Consider the following 17,065-nt stretch of genomic DNA (forward strand, 5'->3'; position numbering starts at 1 on the left):
GCAGCGCCATTCGCCACTCCCTATTCGCCATTCGCCAGAGCTCAGGCCTTGCCGCCTGAATCCTTGCGGGTCGCGTTCACCTGCATCTTGGCGTAGGTCGTCATCAGGCCGACCTCGTTCGACAAAGTCACCAGCTTGAAGCCCATGTTGATGGCACGCGCCGCGCCCTCCGCGCCGCTGCAATGGATGCCGGGATTGAGGCCGCGCTTGCCGCACTCCTTGATGATCTTCTCGTAGATCGCGAGGATCTCCGGCTCGCTACGGTCAAGCTTGGGCTCGAGGCCGTAGGAGAAGCCGAGATCGGACGGGCCGATATAGACGCCGTCGATGCCTTCGACGTCGAGGATCGCTTCCATGTTCTCGACCGCGGTCCGGGTCTCCATCATCGGCAGCAGCACGATCTCGTCGTTGGCCGTCTTCTGGTAGGAGCCGGCGGTGCCGTACATGCCGGCGCGGATCGGGCCGTTGGAGCGCACGCCCTTGGGCGGGTACTTCGAATACGAGACCAGGTTCCGGGCTTCCTGGGGCGTGTTGACCATCGGGCAGATCACGCCATAGGCGCCGCCGTCGAGCACCTTGCCGATGATGCCGGGCTCGTTCCAGGGCACGCGGACCATCGGCGTGATCGGGTGCTTGTCCATGGCCTGGAAGCACTGCACCATCGACAGGTAGTCCTGCACGCCGTGCTGCATGTCGACCGTGACGCTGTCAAAGCCGCATTGCGCGATCATCTCGGCCGAGAAGCCGGAGGGTATCGCCAGCCACGCGTTGACCACGGCCTTGCCCGACTTCCAGATCTCTTTGACTTTGTTCGCCACGTTGCCTTCCTTCTTTGTTGATCTCACTCACTGTCATTGCGAGCCCACCGGGTCCGCGCAAAGCGCGGCCCCATGACAGGCTCCGCGAAACAATCCAGAATCTCTTCGCGATGACACTCTGGATTGCTCCATCACCGGCGTACCTCGCAATGACGAAATTCCTCTAAGCCGTCGCCCTCTGGATGCTGACTTCGCTGACGCCGACTTCGCGCGCGGTGTTCACTATTGCCGCCCAGGTGTCATCCGGCAAGGGGATGCCGTTCTGGGTCCGATCAGCGCGGGTTTTTCGCTCCGGATCGCCCGGAATCAGCACCTGATCGACCCCGGCCATCGGCTTGGTGGCGCGGATGAAATCGACATAGCGCGAGACTTCGGCGTCGAAAATGTTCGAGGTGTCGACCACCTTCGGATCGACATAGAACGCCAGCATGCCATTGGCAAAGCGTCGCCCGCCCGAGGTGGCGCCGGTTCCGGTCAGCGCCCCGCCCAGCAGCTCGCACATGAAGGCCAGGCCAGATCCCTTGTGCTCGCCGAAGGCGCGGATCGCACCCGTTCCCTTCGTATGGTCACGCGGCCCGTCCGGCGTATAGGGACCGTAGAGCACGGCCGGATCCTCGCTCAAGGTCCCGTCGGAATCCACCAGCGCGCCCTTCGGCAGCTTCTTGCCGCCGCGGCTTGCGACCAGCACCTTGCCCTCGGCGACGACCGAGGTCGCAAAATCCAGCACGATCGGATCCTGCCCCTCACGCGGGATGCCGACGCAATAGGGCGCGGTCGACAGCCGCTTCTCGACGCCGCCGAACGGGGCGACCAGCAGCGAGCCTGCAGCGTTGACGAAATGCATGGAGATGAGACCTTCAGCCGCGGCCATCTCGGCCCAGTCGCCGACGCGGCCGATATGGCCGGCGTTGCGCAGCGCGACCGCGGCAAGCCCAGCCTTCCTGCATTTCTCGATGCCGATCCGGACTGCCTGCGGCGTCACGGTCTGGCCGTAGCCGAACTTGCCGTCGACCACCGCGAGCGAGGGCGTGTCGAGCACGACTTCGGCGTTCTGATTTGGGACCACCGATCCGGTCTTCTGCCATCGGATATAGACGGGAACGCGGATCACGCCGTGGCTGTCATGACCGGTCAGGTTCGCCGTGGTCAGATAGGTGGCGATGCGCCTGGCTTCCTCCGGCGAGGACTGCGCATGCGCAAACACATCGGTGACGAAGTCGATCAGCTTCTGGACCTGAATGGTGACCATGACGGCCTGTTTGCCTCTCCACGACGCCGATTTTGCAGCGATCGGCTTGGGCGGCACTTGAGCGAAAAAACGCGACGATGTCCATGGCCGTCGCCGCATGGGAGCGCATATCTGCCGTCACTCCTCGGCACTTGCCTCCTCGCCGCCGCCGAGCCCCGCAAGACTCCGCTCGAGCTCGCCGAGCATCTCCTGTAGTTCGGCAAGCTTGCGTGCACCAAACTGTCGCGTGATCTCCGCGTAGATCGCTTCGGACGTCGGCGCGACGGAGGCCATCAGCTTCACGCCCTCTTTCGAGATCGAGACCATGCTACGGCGTTGATCCGCCTTGGCGGTCTTGCGCTCGATCAGGTTGCGCGCCTCCAGATCGCGCAGAATGCGCGACAGGCTTGGGCCCAGCAGGAACGCCGTGCGTGCGAGTTCCGTGACCTCGACCGCGTCGATGGAAGCGAGCGCGCGCAGGATGCGCCATTGCTGCTCGGTCAAGCCGTGCTCGCGCAGCGAGGGACGAAACTGCCGCATCACCGCTTCGCGCGCCCGCAGCAGCGACATCGGCAGCGAGCGCGAGAAATCGCGCATCGGCACCTGCCTCGCGGCAGGTCCTGCGGCCGGCGCGCCTGCGTTGGCGGGATCAGCGGGTTTCTTCGTCATGACGCCCCTTCAAGCCGCAAAATGTTTGCAGTGCAGCAAGCCCGAATTCTGTTTGACGCATTCACTTAACATGTTAAGTATCTCCGGACACCGCGATCTGTCAGACCAAAAATGGCGCTTTCCAACGACGATATCCGAGCTTGCGCGAGGCGTCTGCACCAGGCGGAAAAGACCCGCACGCAGATCCGGCAGCTGTCGCAGGATTTCCCTGACATCACCATCGCCGATGCGTACGCGATTCAGAAGGCCTGGGTCGAGGTCAAGATTGCCGAAGGGCGCATCGTCAAGGGCCACAAGATCGGCCTGACCTCGAAGGCAATGCAGAGCGCGCTCAATATCGACGAGCCCGATTCCGGCGTGCTGCTCGACGACATGTTCTTCGCCGATGGCGGGATCGTTCCGACCGAGCGCTTCATCGCGACGCGCGTCGAGGCCGAGCTCGCCTTCGTCATGAGCAAGCGCCTTGAAGGCCCCGACTGCACGATGTTCGACGTGCTGAACGCCACGGATTTCGTGGTGCCGGCCCTGGAAATCCTGGACACGCGCATCGAACGTGTCGATCCCAAGACCAAGGCGACGCGAAAGATATTCGACACCATCGCCGACAATGCGGCGAATGCCGGCATCGTGCTCGGGGGACGGCCGATCCGTCCGCTGGAGGCGGACCTGCGCTGGATCGGCGCGCTCTGCTTCAAGAACGGCCAGTTGGAAGAGACGGGCCTTGCCGCCGGCGTGCTCAATCATCCCGCCACGGCCGTGGCCTGGCTCGCCAACAAGATCGCGCCGCTCGGCCTTGCGCTGGAGCCCGGCCAGGTCGTGCTCGCCGGCTCATTCATCCGTCCGATCGAGACCCGCAAGGGCGACACAATTCAGGCCGATTATGGCGCCTACGGCTCGGTGAGTTGCTACTTCGCTTAGGCCAGCAAGAAACAGGGAGTGAAACGGCGATGCCGCATTTCACGATCGAATACTCGGCCAATCTCGACGGCCGTCTCGACATCGGCGCGGTGTGCGAAGTCGTGCGCAAGGCAGCCAGCGAGACCGGCATCTTCCCGCTCGGCGGCATCCGCGTTCGCGCCGTCAGGTGCGAGCACTATGCGATCGCGGACGCGCGGCAGGACTACGGCTTTCTCGACATGGTGCTGCGCATCGGCGAGGGCCGCGATCTCGAAACGCGCCAGAAGGCCGGCGAGCATGTCTTCCAGGTGCTCTCGAAACATCTCGATCCCGTCTTCGCCGCCAGCAAGTTTGCCCTGTCGTTCGACATGCAGATCAACGACAAGGACACCAGCTGGAAGCGCAACAACATCCACGACGCCCTGAAGGCGGAGGCCGCCCATGGATAAGCCCACGCCGAAAGCCGATGTGTTCCAGGCCAATCGCGACCGCGTCGCGCCGCTCTTGAAGACGCTGCGCGCGGACGGCATCAATCACATGATCGACGGCAAGATCGTGCCGTCGATATCAGGCGAGAGGTTCGAGACGAAATCGCCTGTCGATGGCGCGACGCTGGCAAGCGTCGCCCGCGGCAATGCCGAGGACATCGACGCGGCGGCAACCGCGGCCGCGCTCGCCTTCAAGTCCTGGCGCGACATGGGACCGGCGATGCGGCGCAAGCTGCTGCATCGGGTCGCCGATGCGATCGAGGACAATGCTGAAGACATCGCCGTGCTCGAATGCATCGACACCGGGCAGGCCTATCGTTTCATGGCCAAGGCCGCGATCCGCGCCGCCGAGAATTTCCGCTTCTTTGCCGACAAATGCGCGGAGGCGCGCGACGGCCTCAACACGCCGAGCGACGAGCACTGGAACGTCTCCACCCGCGTGCCGATCGGCCCCGTCGGCGTGATCACGCCGTGGAACACGCCGTTCATGCTCTCGACCTGGAAGATCGCCCCGGCCCTCGCCGCCGGCTGCACCGTCGTGCACAAGCCCGCCGAATGGTCGCCGGTGACGGCGTCCATTCTGTCGAAGCTCGTGAAGGAAGCCGGCGTGCCCGATGGCGTGCTCAACACCGTCCACGGCTTCGGCGAAGAGGCCGGCAAGGCGCTGACCGAGCATCCCGCCATCAAGGCGATCGGCTTCGTCGGCGAGAGCGCGACAGGCTCGGCGATCATGGTGCAGGGAGCACCCACCCTCAAGCGCGTGCATTTCGAGCTTGGCGGCAAGAACCCCGTCATCGTGTTCGACGATGCCGATCTCGATCGCGCGCTCGATGCCGTCGTGTTCATGATCTACTCGCTCAACGGCGAGCGCTGCACTTCCTCCAGCCGCCTGCTGATCCAGCAGGGCATCGCTGAGACATTCGTGGAGAAGCTGACCGCGCGCGTGAAGGCGTTGAAGGTCGGCCACCCACTCGATCCCGCCACCGAGATCGGACCGCTGATCCACGAGCGGCACCTCGCAAAAGTCTGCTCCTATTTCGACGTGGCGCGTCAGGACGGCGCAACGATCGCGGTCGGCGGCAAGGCCTATGACGGCCCCGGCGGCGGACATTATGTCGAGCCGACTTTGGTGACCGGCGCGCATAGCAAGATGCGCGTGGCGCAGGAGGAGGTGTTCGGCCCCTTCCTCACCGTGCTGCCCTTCAGGGACGAGGCAGACGCGATCGAGATCGCCAACGACATTCGCTACGGCCTCACCGGCTATGTCTGGACCAACGACATGGGCCGCGCGCTGCGGGTCGCCGATGCGCTGGAAGCCGGCATGATCTGGCTGAACTCGGAGAACGTCCGCCATCTGCCGACGCCGTTCGGCGGCATGAAGGCCTCAGGCATCGGCCGCGACGGCGGGGACTACTCGTTCGACTTCTACATGGAAACCAAGCACGTCTCGCTGGCGCGGGGCACGCACAAGATTCAGAAACTGGGAATTTGAGTCGTTCCGGGGCGCGAAGCGAACCCGGAATCCATTCATCCACCAACTCTGCTGCGCGATGGATTCCGGGTTCGCTTCGCGCCCCGGAATGACAGATCGAGGGGAAACGCCAATGCCCGTACCGCAACACGTCTTCGAGCCGCCGTTCAACATCATCCGCTCCAGCCACGTCGTGCTCGACGTCACCGACCTGAAGCTGAGCCGCGAGTTCTACGAGACCATGGTCGGTCTGCATGTCGAGGATGCCGACGACAATGTCGTTTACCTGCGCGCGGCCGAGGAGCACCAGCATCACTCGCTCGTCCTGCGCAAGGCGGCAGCGCCGGCCTGCGCGCGGCTGGGCTTCAAGGTCGGCAACGACAAGGATCTCGACAAGGCAGCCGCCTTTCTCTCCGAGAACGGCTTGGCCTACGCCTTCGTCCACCAGCCCTTCCAGGGCCGCACATTGCAATTCACCGATCCCTTCGGCTTCCAGATCGAGCTCTACGCGTCGATGGACCGGCGGCCGCATCTGCTGCGCCGCTACGACCTCTACCGAGGCTGCCATCCGCAGCGGCTCGATCATTTCAACGTCTTCGCCGCCGAGGTGCAGGACACGATGGAATTCTACGCCCGGCTCGGCTTCCGCCTCACCGAATACGCCGAGGAGGACGGGCCGAACGGCCGCATCGCCGCCGCCTGGATGCATCGCAAGGGCAACGTCCACGATTTCGCCATCACCAACGGCAAGGGCCCTCGCCTGCATCACTTCGCCTACTGGACGCCGACGGCGATGAACATCATCCATCTCTGCGACGTCATGGCTTCCCAAGGTTTCGTGAAGAACATCGAGCGTGGACCGGGACGCCACGGCATCTCGAACGCGTTCTTCCTCTACGTGCGCGACCCCGACGGACACCGCCTCGAGCTCTACACCAGCGACTACTTCACCGGGGATCACGACCACGAGCCGCTGCGCTGGTCGTTGCGCGATCCCCGCCGCCAGACGCTGTGGGGCGCACCCGCGCCGCGCTCCTGGTTCGAGCAGGGCTCGCCGTTCGCGGACCAGGCCGTGCGCGAGCCGAAATTCGTGGCCGACGTGCTGGTGGCGGATTGATGACCCGCCCTCGTCTCGCGACCTATTCCGTCAAGGGGGCAACCCGCTACGGCGCCGTCGTGGACGGCGGCCTCGTCGATCTATCCGTACGTTACGGCAAGGACTATCCGACGCTGCGCGAGGTGATCGCAGCAGGCAGGCTGACGAACCTCGCCGAAGAGGCTGCCGGCCGCGCACCCGATCACGCGCTCAGCGAGATCACCTGGCTGCCGCCGGTGCCCGCGCCGGAGAAAATCATCTGCATCGGCGTCAACTATCCCGACCGCAACGCCGAGTACAAGGACGGCCAGGACGCGCCGAAGTACCCGAGCATGTTCATGCGCTCGCCGCGCTCCTTCGTCGGGCACGACACGCCGCTGGTGCGCCCGCGTGCGTCCGCGCAGCTCGACTATGAAGGCGAGATCGTGCTGGTGATCGGCAAGCAAGGCCGGCACATTCCGGAAAGCGCCGCGCTCGATCACATCGCCGCGCTGACGCTCTGTAACGAGGGCTCGGTGCGCGACTGGCTGCGGCACGCCAAGTTCAACGTCACCCAGGGCAAGAATTTCGATTCAAGCGGCAGCCTTGGGCCGTGGCTCGTGCCCTACACATCGGAATCGCAGATCGCGGACATTCGCCTCACCACGCATGTCAACGGCGAACTCAGGCAGGACGATCGTACCAGCCGCCTGATGTTTCCGTTCCGCTACCTCATCAGCTATATCTCGACCTTCGCAACGCTCGTCCCCGGCGACATCATCGTCACGGGCACGCCGACCGGCGCCGGTGCGCGGTTTGACCCGCCCCGCTATCTGAAGCCGGGCGATGTCGTCGAGGTCGCGGCCGAGGGCATCGGCACTTTGCGAAACGGCGTCGTCGACGAAGCGTGAAACGAATGAATGGAATCATGCGATGACCACCCTCACCGGCGGCGAAGCGATCGTAAGCGGCCTGGTCGCCCATGGCGTCGACACCGTGTTCGGCCTGCCCGGCGCGCAGGTCTACGGCCTGTTCGACGCCTTCCACCAGGCGCAGCTCAAGGTGATCGGCGCACGGCACGAGCAGGCCTGCGGCTACATGGCGTTCGGCTATGCGCGCTCCAGCGGCAGGCCCGGCGTGTTCAGCGTCGTGCCCGGCCCGGGCGTGCTCAATGCCAGCGCGGCACTTCTCACTGCGTTCGGCTGCAACGAGCCGGTGCTGTGCGTCACTGGCCAAGTGCCGACGCAGTTCCTCGGCAAGGGCCGCGGCCATCTGCACGAGATGCCGGATCAGCTCGCCACCTTGCGCACCTACGTGAAATGGGCGGACCGCATCGAATATCCCGGCAACGCGCCCACGGTCGTGGCGCGTGCGTTCCAGGAGATGATGTCGGGACGGCGCGGCCCTGCCTCCGTCGAGATGCCCTGGGACGTCTTCACCCAGCGCGCGGACACGGCGGCTGCTCAAGTGCTGGAGCCGCTGCCCGCGCCGCGGCCCGATCCCGACCTGGTCACGCAGGCAGCCGCTCTCATCAAGACCAGCAAGGCACCGATGATCTTCGTCGGTAGCGGCGCGATCGAGGCGGGCGAGGAGATCCTCGAACTCGCCGAGATGATCGATGCGCCCGTGGTCGCGTTCCGCAGCGGCCGCGGCATCGTCTCGAACGCGCATGAGCTCGGTCTCACCATGGCGGCGGCCTACAAACTGTGGCCGACAACCGATTTGATGATCGCAATCGGCACTCGGGCGGAGCTGCCGGCCTCGGGATTTCGCTGGCCTTATCAACCGAGTGGACTGAAATCCATTCGGATCGACATCGACCCGGTCGAGATGCGCAGGATCATCTCCGATACCGCTATCGTCACCGATGCCAAGGCCGGCACGGCCGATCTCGTCGCGGCCGTGAAGAAAGCCGGCTATGCGCGCACCCGTGGCCGGCGGGAGGCGATCCGCGAGGCGACCGCAACCGCGCAAACCGAGATCCAGCGCATCCAGCCGCAGATGGCCTATCTCAACATCCTGCGCGAGGTGCTGCCGGCGAACGCGATCGTCACCGATGAACTGTCCCAGGTCGGCTTCGCGTCCTGGTACGGCTTCCCGGTGTACCAGCCGCGCACCTTCATCACGTCGGGCTACCAGGGCACGCTCGGCTCGGGCTTTCCGACCGCGCTCGGCGCGAAAGTCGCCAATCCCGACAAGCCGGTGGTGGCGATCACCGGCGACGGCGGCTTCATGTTCGGGGTGCAGGAGCTTTCCACCGCCGTGCAGTTCAACATCGGCGTGGTGACGCTGGTGTTCAACAACAACGCCTACGGCAATGTCCGCCGCGACCAGCGCGAGCGCTTCGATGGCCGCGTGGTGGCGTCCGATCTCGTCAATCCGGATTTCGTCAAGCTGGCGGAATCCTTCGGCGTTGCGGCCGCGCGCGTCACCGCGCCGGATCAGTTCAAGGCCGTGCTGGAGAAGGCGCTGGCCCATGGCGGGCCGTATCTGATCTCGGTCGAGGTGACCAGGGATTCGGAAGTGAGCCCCTGGGCCTTCATCCACCCGCCGAAGCCTTGAGCTGAGCGCCACCCTGGAGCCGGGCGGCCGCGATCACCAGCAAGCCGGCGCCTGCGACCGACCAGCAGGCGATCGGCGCCCAGTGCAGCAGCGGCGCGTAGTCCGGGATTCTTTGCAGGCCGCCGGCGACCGCCGCCATCCGCGCGAAGGTGCCGAGAGCCAGCGCGGAGAAGACGAGGCCAGTGACCTTCCCCTCCGCCCCAGTCGAGCCGATCGCGAGCGCGGCGGAGACCGCGCTCATCAGCATGCAGCCCCACGCGGCGCCGGCGAGGAACTGGGCCACGATCAGCGTATTGAGGCCGCCGGCAAATTCGGCGGCGGCAATCGCCACCGATCCGAACAGGCCGGCCGCGCCCATCACGATCAGGCCGCCGCGATGCTTGACGACGAGGCTTGCCGGAAACATCGCGATGTTGAATCCGATCCAGAACACCGGCATCAGCCATTGCAGCTCATCCGGCTTGACAAAGCGCAGATAGAACGGCGCGCTGTTCATGGCGAAGTGCAGCTGATAGCCGAGCGCCAGCGCCACCATCGCAACGATGAAGGCGATCGGGACGAGGCCAAGCGGCTTGGCCGCCTCGGCCGGCGCCGGCCGCGCGGTGTCGCGCGCCACATCGTACTCGATCCGTGACAGCCCCAGCGCCGTCAGCAGCAGCACCGCGCTCGATATCACGAATGGCAGCCGCGCATCGTGCTCACGCAGCACCACGCCGAGGTAAGGCGAGACGGCGCCGGCGACGCCATAGCCCAGCATGGCCAATGCCGCGAGGAACGGCACCTGCGGCTTGGCGCGGTATTTGCCGAGCAGGGTCAGCGGCGGCGCACGCAGGGCCGACGACGCGATTGACCAGACCACGATCAGCACGATGAACCAGACCTGTGCGCCCGCGCCGATGCCGGCCACGAAAGGCAGCGCGACGAAGGCCGCGCAGGAGATCGCCGCCAGCACGCCGACGAACAGGCCGAGCCGCCCGACGACGGGTCCGAGCTTGTCGGCCGCGATCCCCATCGCGGTATCGGCGATGGTGAAGATCGCCTGATCCAGCATCAGGATGAGGATCACGGCCGCCGGCGCAAGGCCGACATCCGCTGCGAGCTTCGGCAGATAGACGACATAGGTCGTCCAGCCCAGCGTGAACATGAGTTGCAGCACGGCCAGATAGAGCCCCGTGCGCGATGCGCTCGTGCTCGCGCCAGTCGAGACCTGTGCAGTAGTCATGTCGCCGCCCCTCGCAGAGGCGTCGCCGCCCCCTCGCAGCAGCTTAGACGACGGCGATGCCAATTGGGAGTGACTCAGATCACCTTGCGGAAGGTCAGGTTGATGCGCCGCCGTCCGAGCAGCGGATGCTCGCCATCGGCGAGCGGCGCCACGCCGTGATAGGCGAGCCTGCTAGCCCCGCCCCAGACCACGACGTCGCCATGGACGAGCCGGAAGCGGCGCGGCTTGTCGCTGCGCGCCAGGCCGCCGAACAGGAAGGTCGCGGGCAGGCCCAGCGAGACCGAGACGATCGGCGCCGAATAGTCCAGCTCGTCCTTGTCCTGGTGCAGCGACAATCGGGTGCCGGGCTCGTATCGGTTGACGAGGCAGGCGTCAGGCGCGAAGCCGGCGAAACCGCCCTGCTCCGCAGCGCGGCGCGCGAGATCCCGGAAGACAGGCGGCATCGCCGGCCATGGCGCGCCGGTGCGCGGATCGACGGGATCGTAGCGATAGCCGGTGTGATCGGTGATCCAGCCGCGCTCGCCGCAATTGGTCATCGCCACCGACATCTGGTAGCCGCCGGGCGTGGTCATGCGCCGGAACGGAGATTGCGCCACGACGGCGCGCACCGCTTCGATCAGCTCGGTCTCGATCGGCTTGGCGAAGCCACGCAGCAGCACGGCGCCGTCGGCGATCTGCTCGCGCGACGGCTGCGCCTCGGCGACGCTGTCGAACAGATCACCCGTCAATCGCAGCGCTCATTTGGCATCGTGAAAGATCACGCCCAGCGTGTGGCGCTGGCCGGACCTGATCCGGCTGACACCATGGCGCAGATTAACGCGGTAGGTGCCGCGTGTCCCCTGCACCGGGCGGTGATGCACAGCGAAGGCGACCGCATCGCCCTGCGCAAGCGGCACGACCTCGGCGCGGGACTGCATCCGCGGGCGCTGCTCGGTCAGTACGAACTCGCCTCCGGTGAAATCGCGCCCGGGCTCTGACAGCAGGATGGCGACCTGGAGCGGGAACACGTGCTCGCCGTAGAGGTCCTGGTGCAGGCAATTGTAGTCGCCGGCCTCGTATTGCAGGAGCAGCGGTGTCGGCCGCGCCTGTCCGGCATCATGGCAGCGTTCGAGGAACGCCGCATGCATTGTCGGATAGCGGATGTCGATCCCCATCGCCTCGTTCCAGCGATTGGCGACGGCCTGCAGATGCACATAGAGGGCGGGGCGGAGCTGCGCGATCAGCTCGGGCAGCGGATAGGAGAAGTATTTGTACTCGCCGCGGCCAAAACCGTGGCGGCCCATGACGATGCGGCTGCGAAAGTGCGTGTCAGCGGGATAGAGCGCGGCGATGGCGCGGCATTGATCGGGCGTGAGGAGGTTCTTCAGGACGGCGCAACCCTGGGAGTTGAGCTCGCTTGTGATTTTAGGCCAATCGAGGGCGTCGACGCGCGTGGCGAGGTCAGTTCCAGAGTCAGGTGCGGCAACACGTTTGGCGATAGCCATAGCGATCATCCTATCTCTCCGTCATTCCGGGGCGCGACAAAGTCGCGAACCCGGAATCCATTCATCCACCGACGATGCGGCACGATGGATTCCGGGCTCGCGCCAAGAGGCGCGCCCCGGCATGACGGAGAGGGTGTGGCAAGTCCTGATGGCCATAACCACCCGATTTCCGACTCTCTCCCCGTCATTGCGAGGAGCTCTTGCGACGAAGCAATCCAGACTGGTTCCGCGGACAGATTCTGGATTGCTTCGCTGCGCTCGCAATGACGGAGGAGAGGCCTCAGCCCAGTACCGGCAGCGTCACCACGTCGTAGCCGTGCTTGATCTTGCGCTTCAGCACGGGATCCTCCAGCTCGAAATCGAAGCGGTCGGCGGGGCGGATGCCGCCCTTGGCGGCGAAGGTGCCGCCGAACATGGCGCAGCCGTCGGGGAACTTTCCGCCCGGAAAGCCGCGCGCGATGAGCTCGGTGACCGGCAGCATCGCATCCAACGTGCCTTCCTGGTAGAGCACGCGCTCGCCCTTGATGGTGGCATAGGAGCGCAGGATCATCTTGTCCCAATGCCCGATCACGTCTTCGAGCTCCCACAGCGTCGAGGCGATGGGCTTGTCGCACATCTGCTTGGACACCGTGACGCTGTAAGCCTCGACCTTGCGGTCGGTGTGGTCGGAGCCGCAGCCGACAAAGATGCGGCCCTGCCAGCCGATCAGCACGAACTCGACCTCGCCACTGGAATCGCCGCCGGTGCATTCGATGCGGTCTTCCTGGGTGAGGCGCCGCGCCGAAGCGCGGTAATAGATCGGCGTCGAGGCCGGACGGGCGATGCCGACCGCCTCGAGCTCAGCGATGTGCTTGTCGCGGGCGACGGGATCGCGGCCGGTCCAGCCGGCGATGACCATCTGGTCGATCGCCAGCGTCAGCGGCGTGGTGGTGTCCTGGGCATCGACGGTGAAAGTGAGATCAAACACGAATGACGGCCTCCATGCCGGCAGCAAGTTCAAAGATGCGTCGGTCTGATCCGCCGGCGCCTGCCAGCATCAGGCCAACGGGAATGTCGCCCTCGCGGTGCGCAGGCAACGAGATGGCGCAGCCGTCGATCAGGTTGATCAGGCTGCAATTGCGCAGGGCGCGGATGTTCTCGCGGGTGAAGGCCTGGTCATCGGCGAGATCGGCGATCTTCGGCGGCGTATTCGGCGTGGTCGGCAGCACCAGCGCATCATAGGGCGCAATCCGCGCGTTGACGCGGGCGATCAGCGAGCGGCGCTCGTTGAGAAGGTCGATGTAATCGGCCGCGCTCTGTGCTTCACCGCGCATGATGCGCACGGACACTCGGGGGTCGTAGACGTCGCCCTTTGCGACGATGAGATGGCGATGCCAGGCATAGCTTTCCGAGGCGGCAAAGCCGCCCTTGGCATTCATCGGGCCGATATCGTGAAAATCCGCCATCTCGATCCGCTCGATGATGGCGCCGTGACCGGCGAGTGTCTTCAACGCACGCTCGAAGGTCTCAGAGACGGCTGCGTCGAGATCGTCCAGCGCGATCGTGGTCGGCACCGCCAGCCGCATGCCCTGGATCGGCCGCGGCTTCAATGCGACGATCGGCTCGTTCGCGAGCACGGCGTCGAGTATGGCACAGCAGCTGACCGATCGCGCCAGCGGGCCGATGCTGTCGAGCGAGAACGAGAGCGGCACGGAGCCGTCGAGCGGCACACGGCTCTGCGTCGGCTTGTAGCCGACGATGCCGTTGAAGGCAGCCGGAATCCGGCAGGAACCGCCGGTGTCGGTGCCTAGCGCGCCGTGCGCCATGCCGTCCAGCACCGAAACCGCCGCGCCCGAGGACGAGCCGCCGGGCACATGACCCTCGGCCCGGTTCCAGACGCCCTTCGGCGTGCCGTAATGCGGATTGATGCCGATGCCGGAATAGGCGAACTCGGTCATGTTGGTGCGGCCGATCACGACGAAGCCGGCCCTGCGCAGCCGCGCCACCGTTGCGGCATCCTGCTCGGCCGGCGGCGAATCGTCGAGCGCGCGCGAGCCGGCGCGCGTCACCTGGCCCTTGATGTCGAAGAGGTCCTTGATCGAGATCGGGATGCCGGCAAAGCGCGACGGCGCCGCCTTGGCCTTGCGCAAGCCGTCCATCGCATCGGCCGCCGCCAGCGCAGCGTCCTTGTCAACATGGATGAAGGCGCGCTGGCCTTCGCCGGCGGGATCGGCGATCCTGGCGATGCACGCCTCGACCAGCTTGCGGGCGGTCGTGCGGCCGCTTTCGAGGTCTTCGGCGAGCTTCGCCAGCGTCGGAAAATCGGGCATGTCTGTCTCACGGAATATTTGCGCGCGCAATCTATAGCGCTGGCTCAGTTCGACACAAGCATTGTACGCATGATGGCATGCATGCGTATTGCTGGACCGTTGACGCACCATGGTCGATTGTCGCATCAAGATTGAAGCAGGTGGGCGCGAAGCCTGCCGTTTGGGAGGGCTTTCCGAGATGGCCGAACCGCAGCGCGCGCGACCGAAACCAACCCCGGAGACCCAGCATTTCTGGGACGGCACGAAAGCGGGCGAATTACGCCTGCAACGCTGCGACGCCTGCGCGCATGTCTATTTCCCGCCGCGCCCGTTCTGCCCCTCCTGCGCCTCGCGCAAGGTCTCGGTCTTCAAGGCGAGCGGCAAGGGTTTCCTCTACAGCTACGTGATCAACCACCGACCCGCCGCGCCGGGCTTCACGCCGCCTTACGCCATCGCCGTGGTCGAGCTCGACGAGGGCCCGCGGATGATGAGCAACATCATCGACTGCCCGCAGACGCCGGAGGCGCTCGAGCTCGACATGAAGCTCGAGGTCGCCTTCCAGGAGCTCGACGACAAGATCACCCTCCCCGTCTTCCGTCCGGCGAAGGGGTAAGCCATGCGCAAGAACCAGGTTGCCGTCGTCGGCGCGGCCGAGACCACCGAGCTCGGCGTCATCCCCAACATGTCGCAGCTCCAGCTGCACGCGGATGCTGCGCTCAATGCCATCGCCGATGCCGGACTGAAGCTGTCCGACATCGACGGATTCGCCACGGCGGTCGAGACGCCGCAGCAGGTCTGCCACTATCTCGGCATCAAGCCGACCTGGGTGGACGGCACCTCGGTCGGCGGCTGCTCCTTCATGCTGCACGTCCGCCACGCCGCCGCGGCGATCGAGGCCGGCCTGTGCAAGACCGTGCTGATTACCCATGCCGAGAGCGGCAAGTCGATGATCGGCAAATTGCCGCGCTCGACGCCGCCCGACAGCCTCAACGGCCAGTTCGAGGCGCCCTATGGCGTCTACGGTCCACCCAGCATGTTTCCGATCCCCGTGCTGCGTTTCATGAAGACCTGGGGCATCACCCACGAGCAGCTTGCTTCGGTGGCCGTGGTTCAGCGGGAATGGGCGGCGAAGAATCCGCGCGCGATGATGAAGGACCCGATCACGGTCGCCGACGTGCTCAACTCGCGCATGATCGCCTATCCGTTCCGCCTGCTGCAGTGCTGCCTGGTCACCGACGGCGGCGGCGCGCTGATCCTGACCTCGGCCGACCGCGCCAGGGACTTTCCGCGCAAGCCCGTCTACATCATGGGCACCGGCGAGAGCGTGGAGACGCCGATGGTCAGCCAGATGGAGACTTTCAACTCTTCGCGCGCGTTCAAGACGGCCGGGCCGCTGGCTTTCAGGGAAGCCGGCATCGCGCACAAGGACGTCGATCATCTCATGATCTACGATGCCTTCGCGCATCTGCCGCTGTTCGGGCTCGGCGATCTCGGCTTCATGCCCTATGAGGAGACCGGCAAGTTCATCGCGGACGGCAATACGCGGCCGGGCGGCAAGCTCCCGCTCAACACCAATGGCGGCGGATTGAGCTACATGCATTCGGGCATGTACGGCATGTACGCGCTCCAGGAGAGCGTGCGACAGATGCGGGGGATAGCACCGGCGCAGGTGCCGAACGCGAAGATTTCGGTGTGCCACGGCGTCGGCGGCATGTTCGCGGCGAGTGGCACGATCGTGTTTACGAACGAGAGGTAAGCGGCGCGCACACCACATGTCGTCATGGCCGGGCTTGACCCGGCCATCCATCCTCTTCTGAAGATGGATGCGCGGGTCAAGCCCGCGCATGACGAGCTGGGTGAGGCGCGGCTGCAGAGACAACATCGGAGAACCCACATGAGCAAATCACTGCAAGACAAGGTCATCATCGTCACCGGCGCAGGCCGCGGCATCGGGCGGGAGATCGCGCTGCTTTGCGCAGCCGAAGGCGCCAAGGTCGTCGTCAACGACCCCGGCGCGGCAGCCGACGGCGCCGGCTCGAACGCTGCGCCCGCCGAGGAGGTGGTCGAGGAGATCAAGAAGCGCGGCGGCACGGCGGTCGCCAATTTCGAGTCGGTGGCCGAAGCGATCCCCGCCAGCAAGATCGTGAAGACCGCGACCGATCATTTCGGCCGGCTCGACGGCGTCGTCAACAATGCCGGCATCCTGCGCGACATGATCTTCCACAAGATGAGCGTGGAGGCGTTCGAGGCCGTCATCAAGGTGCATCTGATGGGCTCGTTCTACGTCAGCCACGCCGCGGCCCGCATCTTCCGCGAGCAGGAGTCGGGCTCCTTCGTGCATTTCACCTCGACCTCGGGCCTGATCGGCAATTTCGGCCAGGCCAACTACGCCGCCGCGAAGCTCGGCATCGTCGGGCTCTCCAAATCCATCGCGCTCGACATGGGCCGCTTCAACGTCCGTTCCAACTGCGTCTCGCCGTTCGCCTGGACCCGCATGATCGGCACCATCCCAACCGAGACCGACGCCGAGAAGGCGCGCGTCGAGAAGATCAAGCAGATGGGCCCGGAGAAGATCGCGCCGCTCTGCGGCTATCTGCTCGGCGATTCCGCCAAGGACGTCACCGGCCAGATCTTCGGCGTGCGCATGAACGAGATCTTCCTGTTCAGCCAGAACCGCCCGATCCGCTCGGTGCAGCGCAGCGAAGGCTGGACGCCGCAATCGATCGCCGAACATGGCATGCCGGCGCTGAAGGGGTCGTTCTACAATCTGGATCGTTCGGCCGACATTTTCACCTGGGATCCGGTGTGAGATTGCGCGAATAGCGAATGGCGAGTAGCGAATGGCGAATAGGGTTCTATTCGC

17 protein-coding genes are annotated in these 17,065 nt (G+C 65.4%); 9 read left to right on the forward strand and 8 right to left on the reverse strand.

Annotation, left to right across the window (positions count from 1 at the left end; all coding sequences use genetic code 11):
- Window positions 1–41: 41 nt before the first annotated feature.
- The 3 genes from AX729_RS01895 to hpaR form a co-directional block, all read right to left on the reverse strand.
- Window positions 42–818: an HpcH/HpaI aldolase family protein gene (locus AX729_RS01895; RefSeq protein ID WP_061020197.1), complete on the reverse strand. Its 777-nt coding sequence runs from the start codon at window positions 816–818 to the stop codon at window positions 42–44.
- Window positions 819–981: 163 nt separating this feature from the next.
- Entirely contained in the window at window positions 982–2,067 is a 1,086-nt protein-coding gene (locus tag AX729_RS01900; protein ID WP_061020198.1) for a malate/lactate/ureidoglycolate dehydrogenase, read from the reverse strand.
- Window positions 2,068–2,184: 117 nt separating this feature from the next.
- Window positions 2,185–2,715, reverse strand: a complete 531-nt coding sequence (gene hpaR / locus AX729_RS01905) for a homoprotocatechuate degradation operon regulator HpaR (protein WP_061020199.1) — start codon at window positions 2,713–2,715, stop codon at window positions 2,185–2,187.
- Window positions 2,716–2,826: 111 nt separating this feature from the next.
- Here hpaR and hpaH point away from each other — a divergent pair, with 111 nt between their 5' ends.
- The 6 genes from hpaH to AX729_RS01935 all read left to right on the forward strand — a co-directional run bounded on the left by hpaH (window position 2,827) and on the right by AX729_RS01935 (window position 9,208).
- Complete coding sequence (gene hpaH / locus AX729_RS01910) at window positions 2,827–3,633, forward strand: 2-oxo-hept-4-ene-1,7-dioate hydratase (RefSeq protein ID WP_061020200.1); 807 nt, start codon at window positions 2,827–2,829, stop codon at window positions 3,631–3,633.
- A gap of 29 nt (window positions 3,634–3,662) precedes the next feature.
- Entirely contained in the window at window positions 3,663–4,061 is a 399-nt protein-coding gene (locus tag AX729_RS01915; RefSeq protein WP_061020201.1) for a 5-carboxymethyl-2-hydroxymuconate Delta-isomerase, read from the forward strand.
- On the forward strand, window positions 4,054–5,592 hold the full coding sequence (gene hpaE / locus AX729_RS01920) for a 5-carboxymethyl-2-hydroxymuconate semialdehyde dehydrogenase (protein ID WP_061020202.1): 1,539 nt from the start codon (window positions 4,054–4,056) through the stop codon (window positions 5,590–5,592). Before AX729_RS01915 ends, hpaE begins: the two co-directional genes overlap by 8 nt.
- A 112-nt stretch (window positions 5,593–5,704) precedes the next feature.
- Window positions 5,705–6,688 carry a 3,4-dihydroxyphenylacetate 2,3-dioxygenase gene (gene hpaD / locus AX729_RS01925; protein WP_061020203.1) on the forward strand — a complete coding sequence of 328 codons (984 nt, stop codon included), beginning with the start codon at window positions 5,705–5,707 and terminating at the stop codon, window positions 6,686–6,688.
- On the forward strand, window positions 6,688–7,557 hold the full coding sequence (locus tag AX729_RS01930; RefSeq protein ID WP_061020204.1) for a fumarylacetoacetate hydrolase family protein: 870 nt from the start codon (window positions 6,688–6,690) through the stop codon (window positions 7,555–7,557). The genes hpaD and AX729_RS01930 overlap by 1 nt, the downstream gene beginning before the upstream one ends.
- Window positions 7,558–7,579: 22 nt before the next feature.
- Entirely contained in the window at window positions 7,580–9,208 is a 1,629-nt protein-coding gene (locus AX729_RS01935; RefSeq protein ID WP_061020205.1) for a thiamine pyrophosphate-dependent enzyme, read from the forward strand.
- Here the strand turns inward: AX729_RS01935 and AX729_RS01940 are convergent.
- The 5 genes from AX729_RS01940 to AX729_RS01960 all read right to left on the reverse strand — a co-directional run bounded on the left by AX729_RS01940 (window position 9,186) and on the right by AX729_RS01960 (window position 14,223).
- Entirely contained in the window at window positions 9,186–10,430 is a 1,245-nt protein-coding gene (locus AX729_RS01940; RefSeq protein WP_061020206.1) for an MFS transporter, read from the reverse strand. The two genes, AX729_RS01935 and AX729_RS01940, sit on opposite strands and share 23 nt — an antisense overlap.
- Before the next feature lie 74 nt (window positions 10,431–10,504).
- Window positions 10,505–11,158, reverse strand: coding sequence for a DNA oxidative demethylase AlkB (gene alkB, locus AX729_RS01945; RefSeq protein ID WP_061020207.1), 654 nt, complete (start codon window positions 11,156–11,158; stop codon window positions 10,505–10,507).
- A 9-nt stretch (window positions 11,159–11,167) separates the two neighbouring features.
- Window positions 11,168–11,914 carry a 2OG-Fe(II) oxygenase gene (locus AX729_RS01950; RefSeq protein WP_061020208.1) on the reverse strand — a complete coding sequence of 249 codons (747 nt, stop codon included), beginning with the start codon at window positions 11,912–11,914 and terminating at the stop codon, window positions 11,168–11,170.
- 280 nt (window positions 11,915–12,194) lie between these two features.
- Window positions 12,195–12,881: a DUF2848 domain-containing protein gene (locus AX729_RS01955; RefSeq protein WP_061020209.1), complete on the reverse strand. Its 687-nt coding sequence runs from the start codon at window positions 12,879–12,881 to the stop codon at window positions 12,195–12,197.
- On the reverse strand, window positions 12,874–14,223 hold the full coding sequence (locus AX729_RS01960; protein WP_061020210.1) for an amidase: 1,350 nt from the start codon (window positions 14,221–14,223) through the stop codon (window positions 12,874–12,876). The genes AX729_RS01955 and AX729_RS01960 overlap by 8 nt, the downstream gene beginning before the upstream one ends.
- A gap of 178 nt (window positions 14,224–14,401) precedes the next feature.
- Between AX729_RS01960 and AX729_RS01965 the strand changes: the two genes are divergently transcribed.
- The 3 genes from AX729_RS01965 to AX729_RS01975 all read left to right on the forward strand — a co-directional run bounded on the left by AX729_RS01965 (window position 14,402) and on the right by AX729_RS01975 (window position 17,011).
- A complete protein-coding gene (locus tag AX729_RS01965) occupies window positions 14,402–14,815 on the forward strand; it encodes a Zn-ribbon domain-containing OB-fold protein (RefSeq protein ID WP_061020211.1) in 414 nt (137 codons plus the stop codon).
- Window positions 14,816–14,818: 3 nt separating this feature from the next.
- Window positions 14,819–15,958, forward strand: a complete 1,140-nt coding sequence (locus AX729_RS01970; protein WP_061020212.1) for a thiolase C-terminal domain-containing protein — start codon at window positions 14,819–14,821, stop codon at window positions 15,956–15,958.
- A gap of 138 nt (window positions 15,959–16,096) precedes the next feature.
- Window positions 16,097–17,011 carry an SDR family NAD(P)-dependent oxidoreductase gene (locus AX729_RS01975; protein ID WP_061020296.1) on the forward strand — a complete coding sequence of 305 codons (915 nt, stop codon included), beginning with the start codon at window positions 16,097–16,099 and terminating at the stop codon, window positions 17,009–17,011.
- Window positions 17,012–17,065: the final 54 nt, after the last annotated feature.

Source organism: Bradyrhizobium sp. CCH5-F6, from assembly GCF_001556045.1.
Classification (GTDB): domain Bacteria; phylum Pseudomonadota; class Alphaproteobacteria; order Rhizobiales; family Xanthobacteraceae; genus Bradyrhizobium.

What these genes read in the sequence shown, in the direction of transcription:
- AX729_RS01950 (WP_061020208.1), bottom strand. Translation starts at nt 11,914, where the DNA reads ATGGCTATCGCCAAACGTGTTGCCGCACCTGACTCTGGAACTGACCTC.
- AX729_RS01915 (WP_061020201.1), top strand. Translation starts at nt 3,663, where the DNA reads ATGCCGCATTTCACGATCGAATACTCGGCCAATCTCGACGGCCGTCTC.
- AX729_RS01940 (WP_061020206.1), bottom strand. Translation starts at nt 10,430, where the DNA reads ATGACTACTGCACAGGTCTCGACTGGCGCGAGCACGAGCGCATCGCGC.
- hpaD (WP_061020203.1), top strand. Translation starts at nt 5,705, where the DNA reads ATGCCCGTACCGCAACACGTCTTCGAGCCGCCGTTCAACATCATCCGC.
- AX729_RS01935 (WP_061020205.1), top strand. Translation starts at nt 7,580, where the DNA reads ATGACCACCCTCACCGGCGGCGAAGCGATCGTAAGCGGCCTGGTCGCC.
- AX729_RS01975 (WP_061020296.1), top strand. Translation starts at nt 16,097, where the DNA reads ATGAGCAAATCACTGCAAGACAAGGTCATCATCGTCACCGGCGCAGGC.
- AX729_RS01965 (WP_061020211.1), top strand. Translation starts at nt 14,402, where the DNA reads ATGGCCGAACCGCAGCGCGCGCGACCGAAACCAACCCCGGAGACCCAG.
- AX729_RS01930 (WP_061020204.1), top strand. Translation starts at nt 6,688, where the DNA reads ATGACCCGCCCTCGTCTCGCGACCTATTCCGTCAAGGGGGCAACCCGC.
- hpaH (WP_061020200.1), top strand. Translation starts at nt 2,827, where the DNA reads ATGGCGCTTTCCAACGACGATATCCGAGCTTGCGCGAGGCGTCTGCAC.
- AX729_RS01900 (WP_061020198.1), bottom strand. Translation starts at nt 2,067, where the DNA reads ATGGTCACCATTCAGGTCCAGAAGCTGATCGACTTCGTCACCGATGTG.
- AX729_RS01960 (WP_061020210.1), bottom strand. Translation starts at nt 14,223, where the DNA reads ATGCCCGATTTTCCGACGCTGGCGAAGCTCGCCGAAGACCTCGAAAGC.
- hpaR (WP_061020199.1), bottom strand. Translation starts at nt 2,715, where the DNA reads ATGACGAAGAAACCCGCTGATCCCGCCAACGCAGGCGCGCCGGCCGCA.
- AX729_RS01970 (WP_061020212.1), top strand. Translation starts at nt 14,819, where the DNA reads ATGCGCAAGAACCAGGTTGCCGTCGTCGGCGCGGCCGAGACCACCGAG.
- hpaE (WP_061020202.1), top strand. Translation starts at nt 4,054, where the DNA reads ATGGATAAGCCCACGCCGAAAGCCGATGTGTTCCAGGCCAATCGCGAC.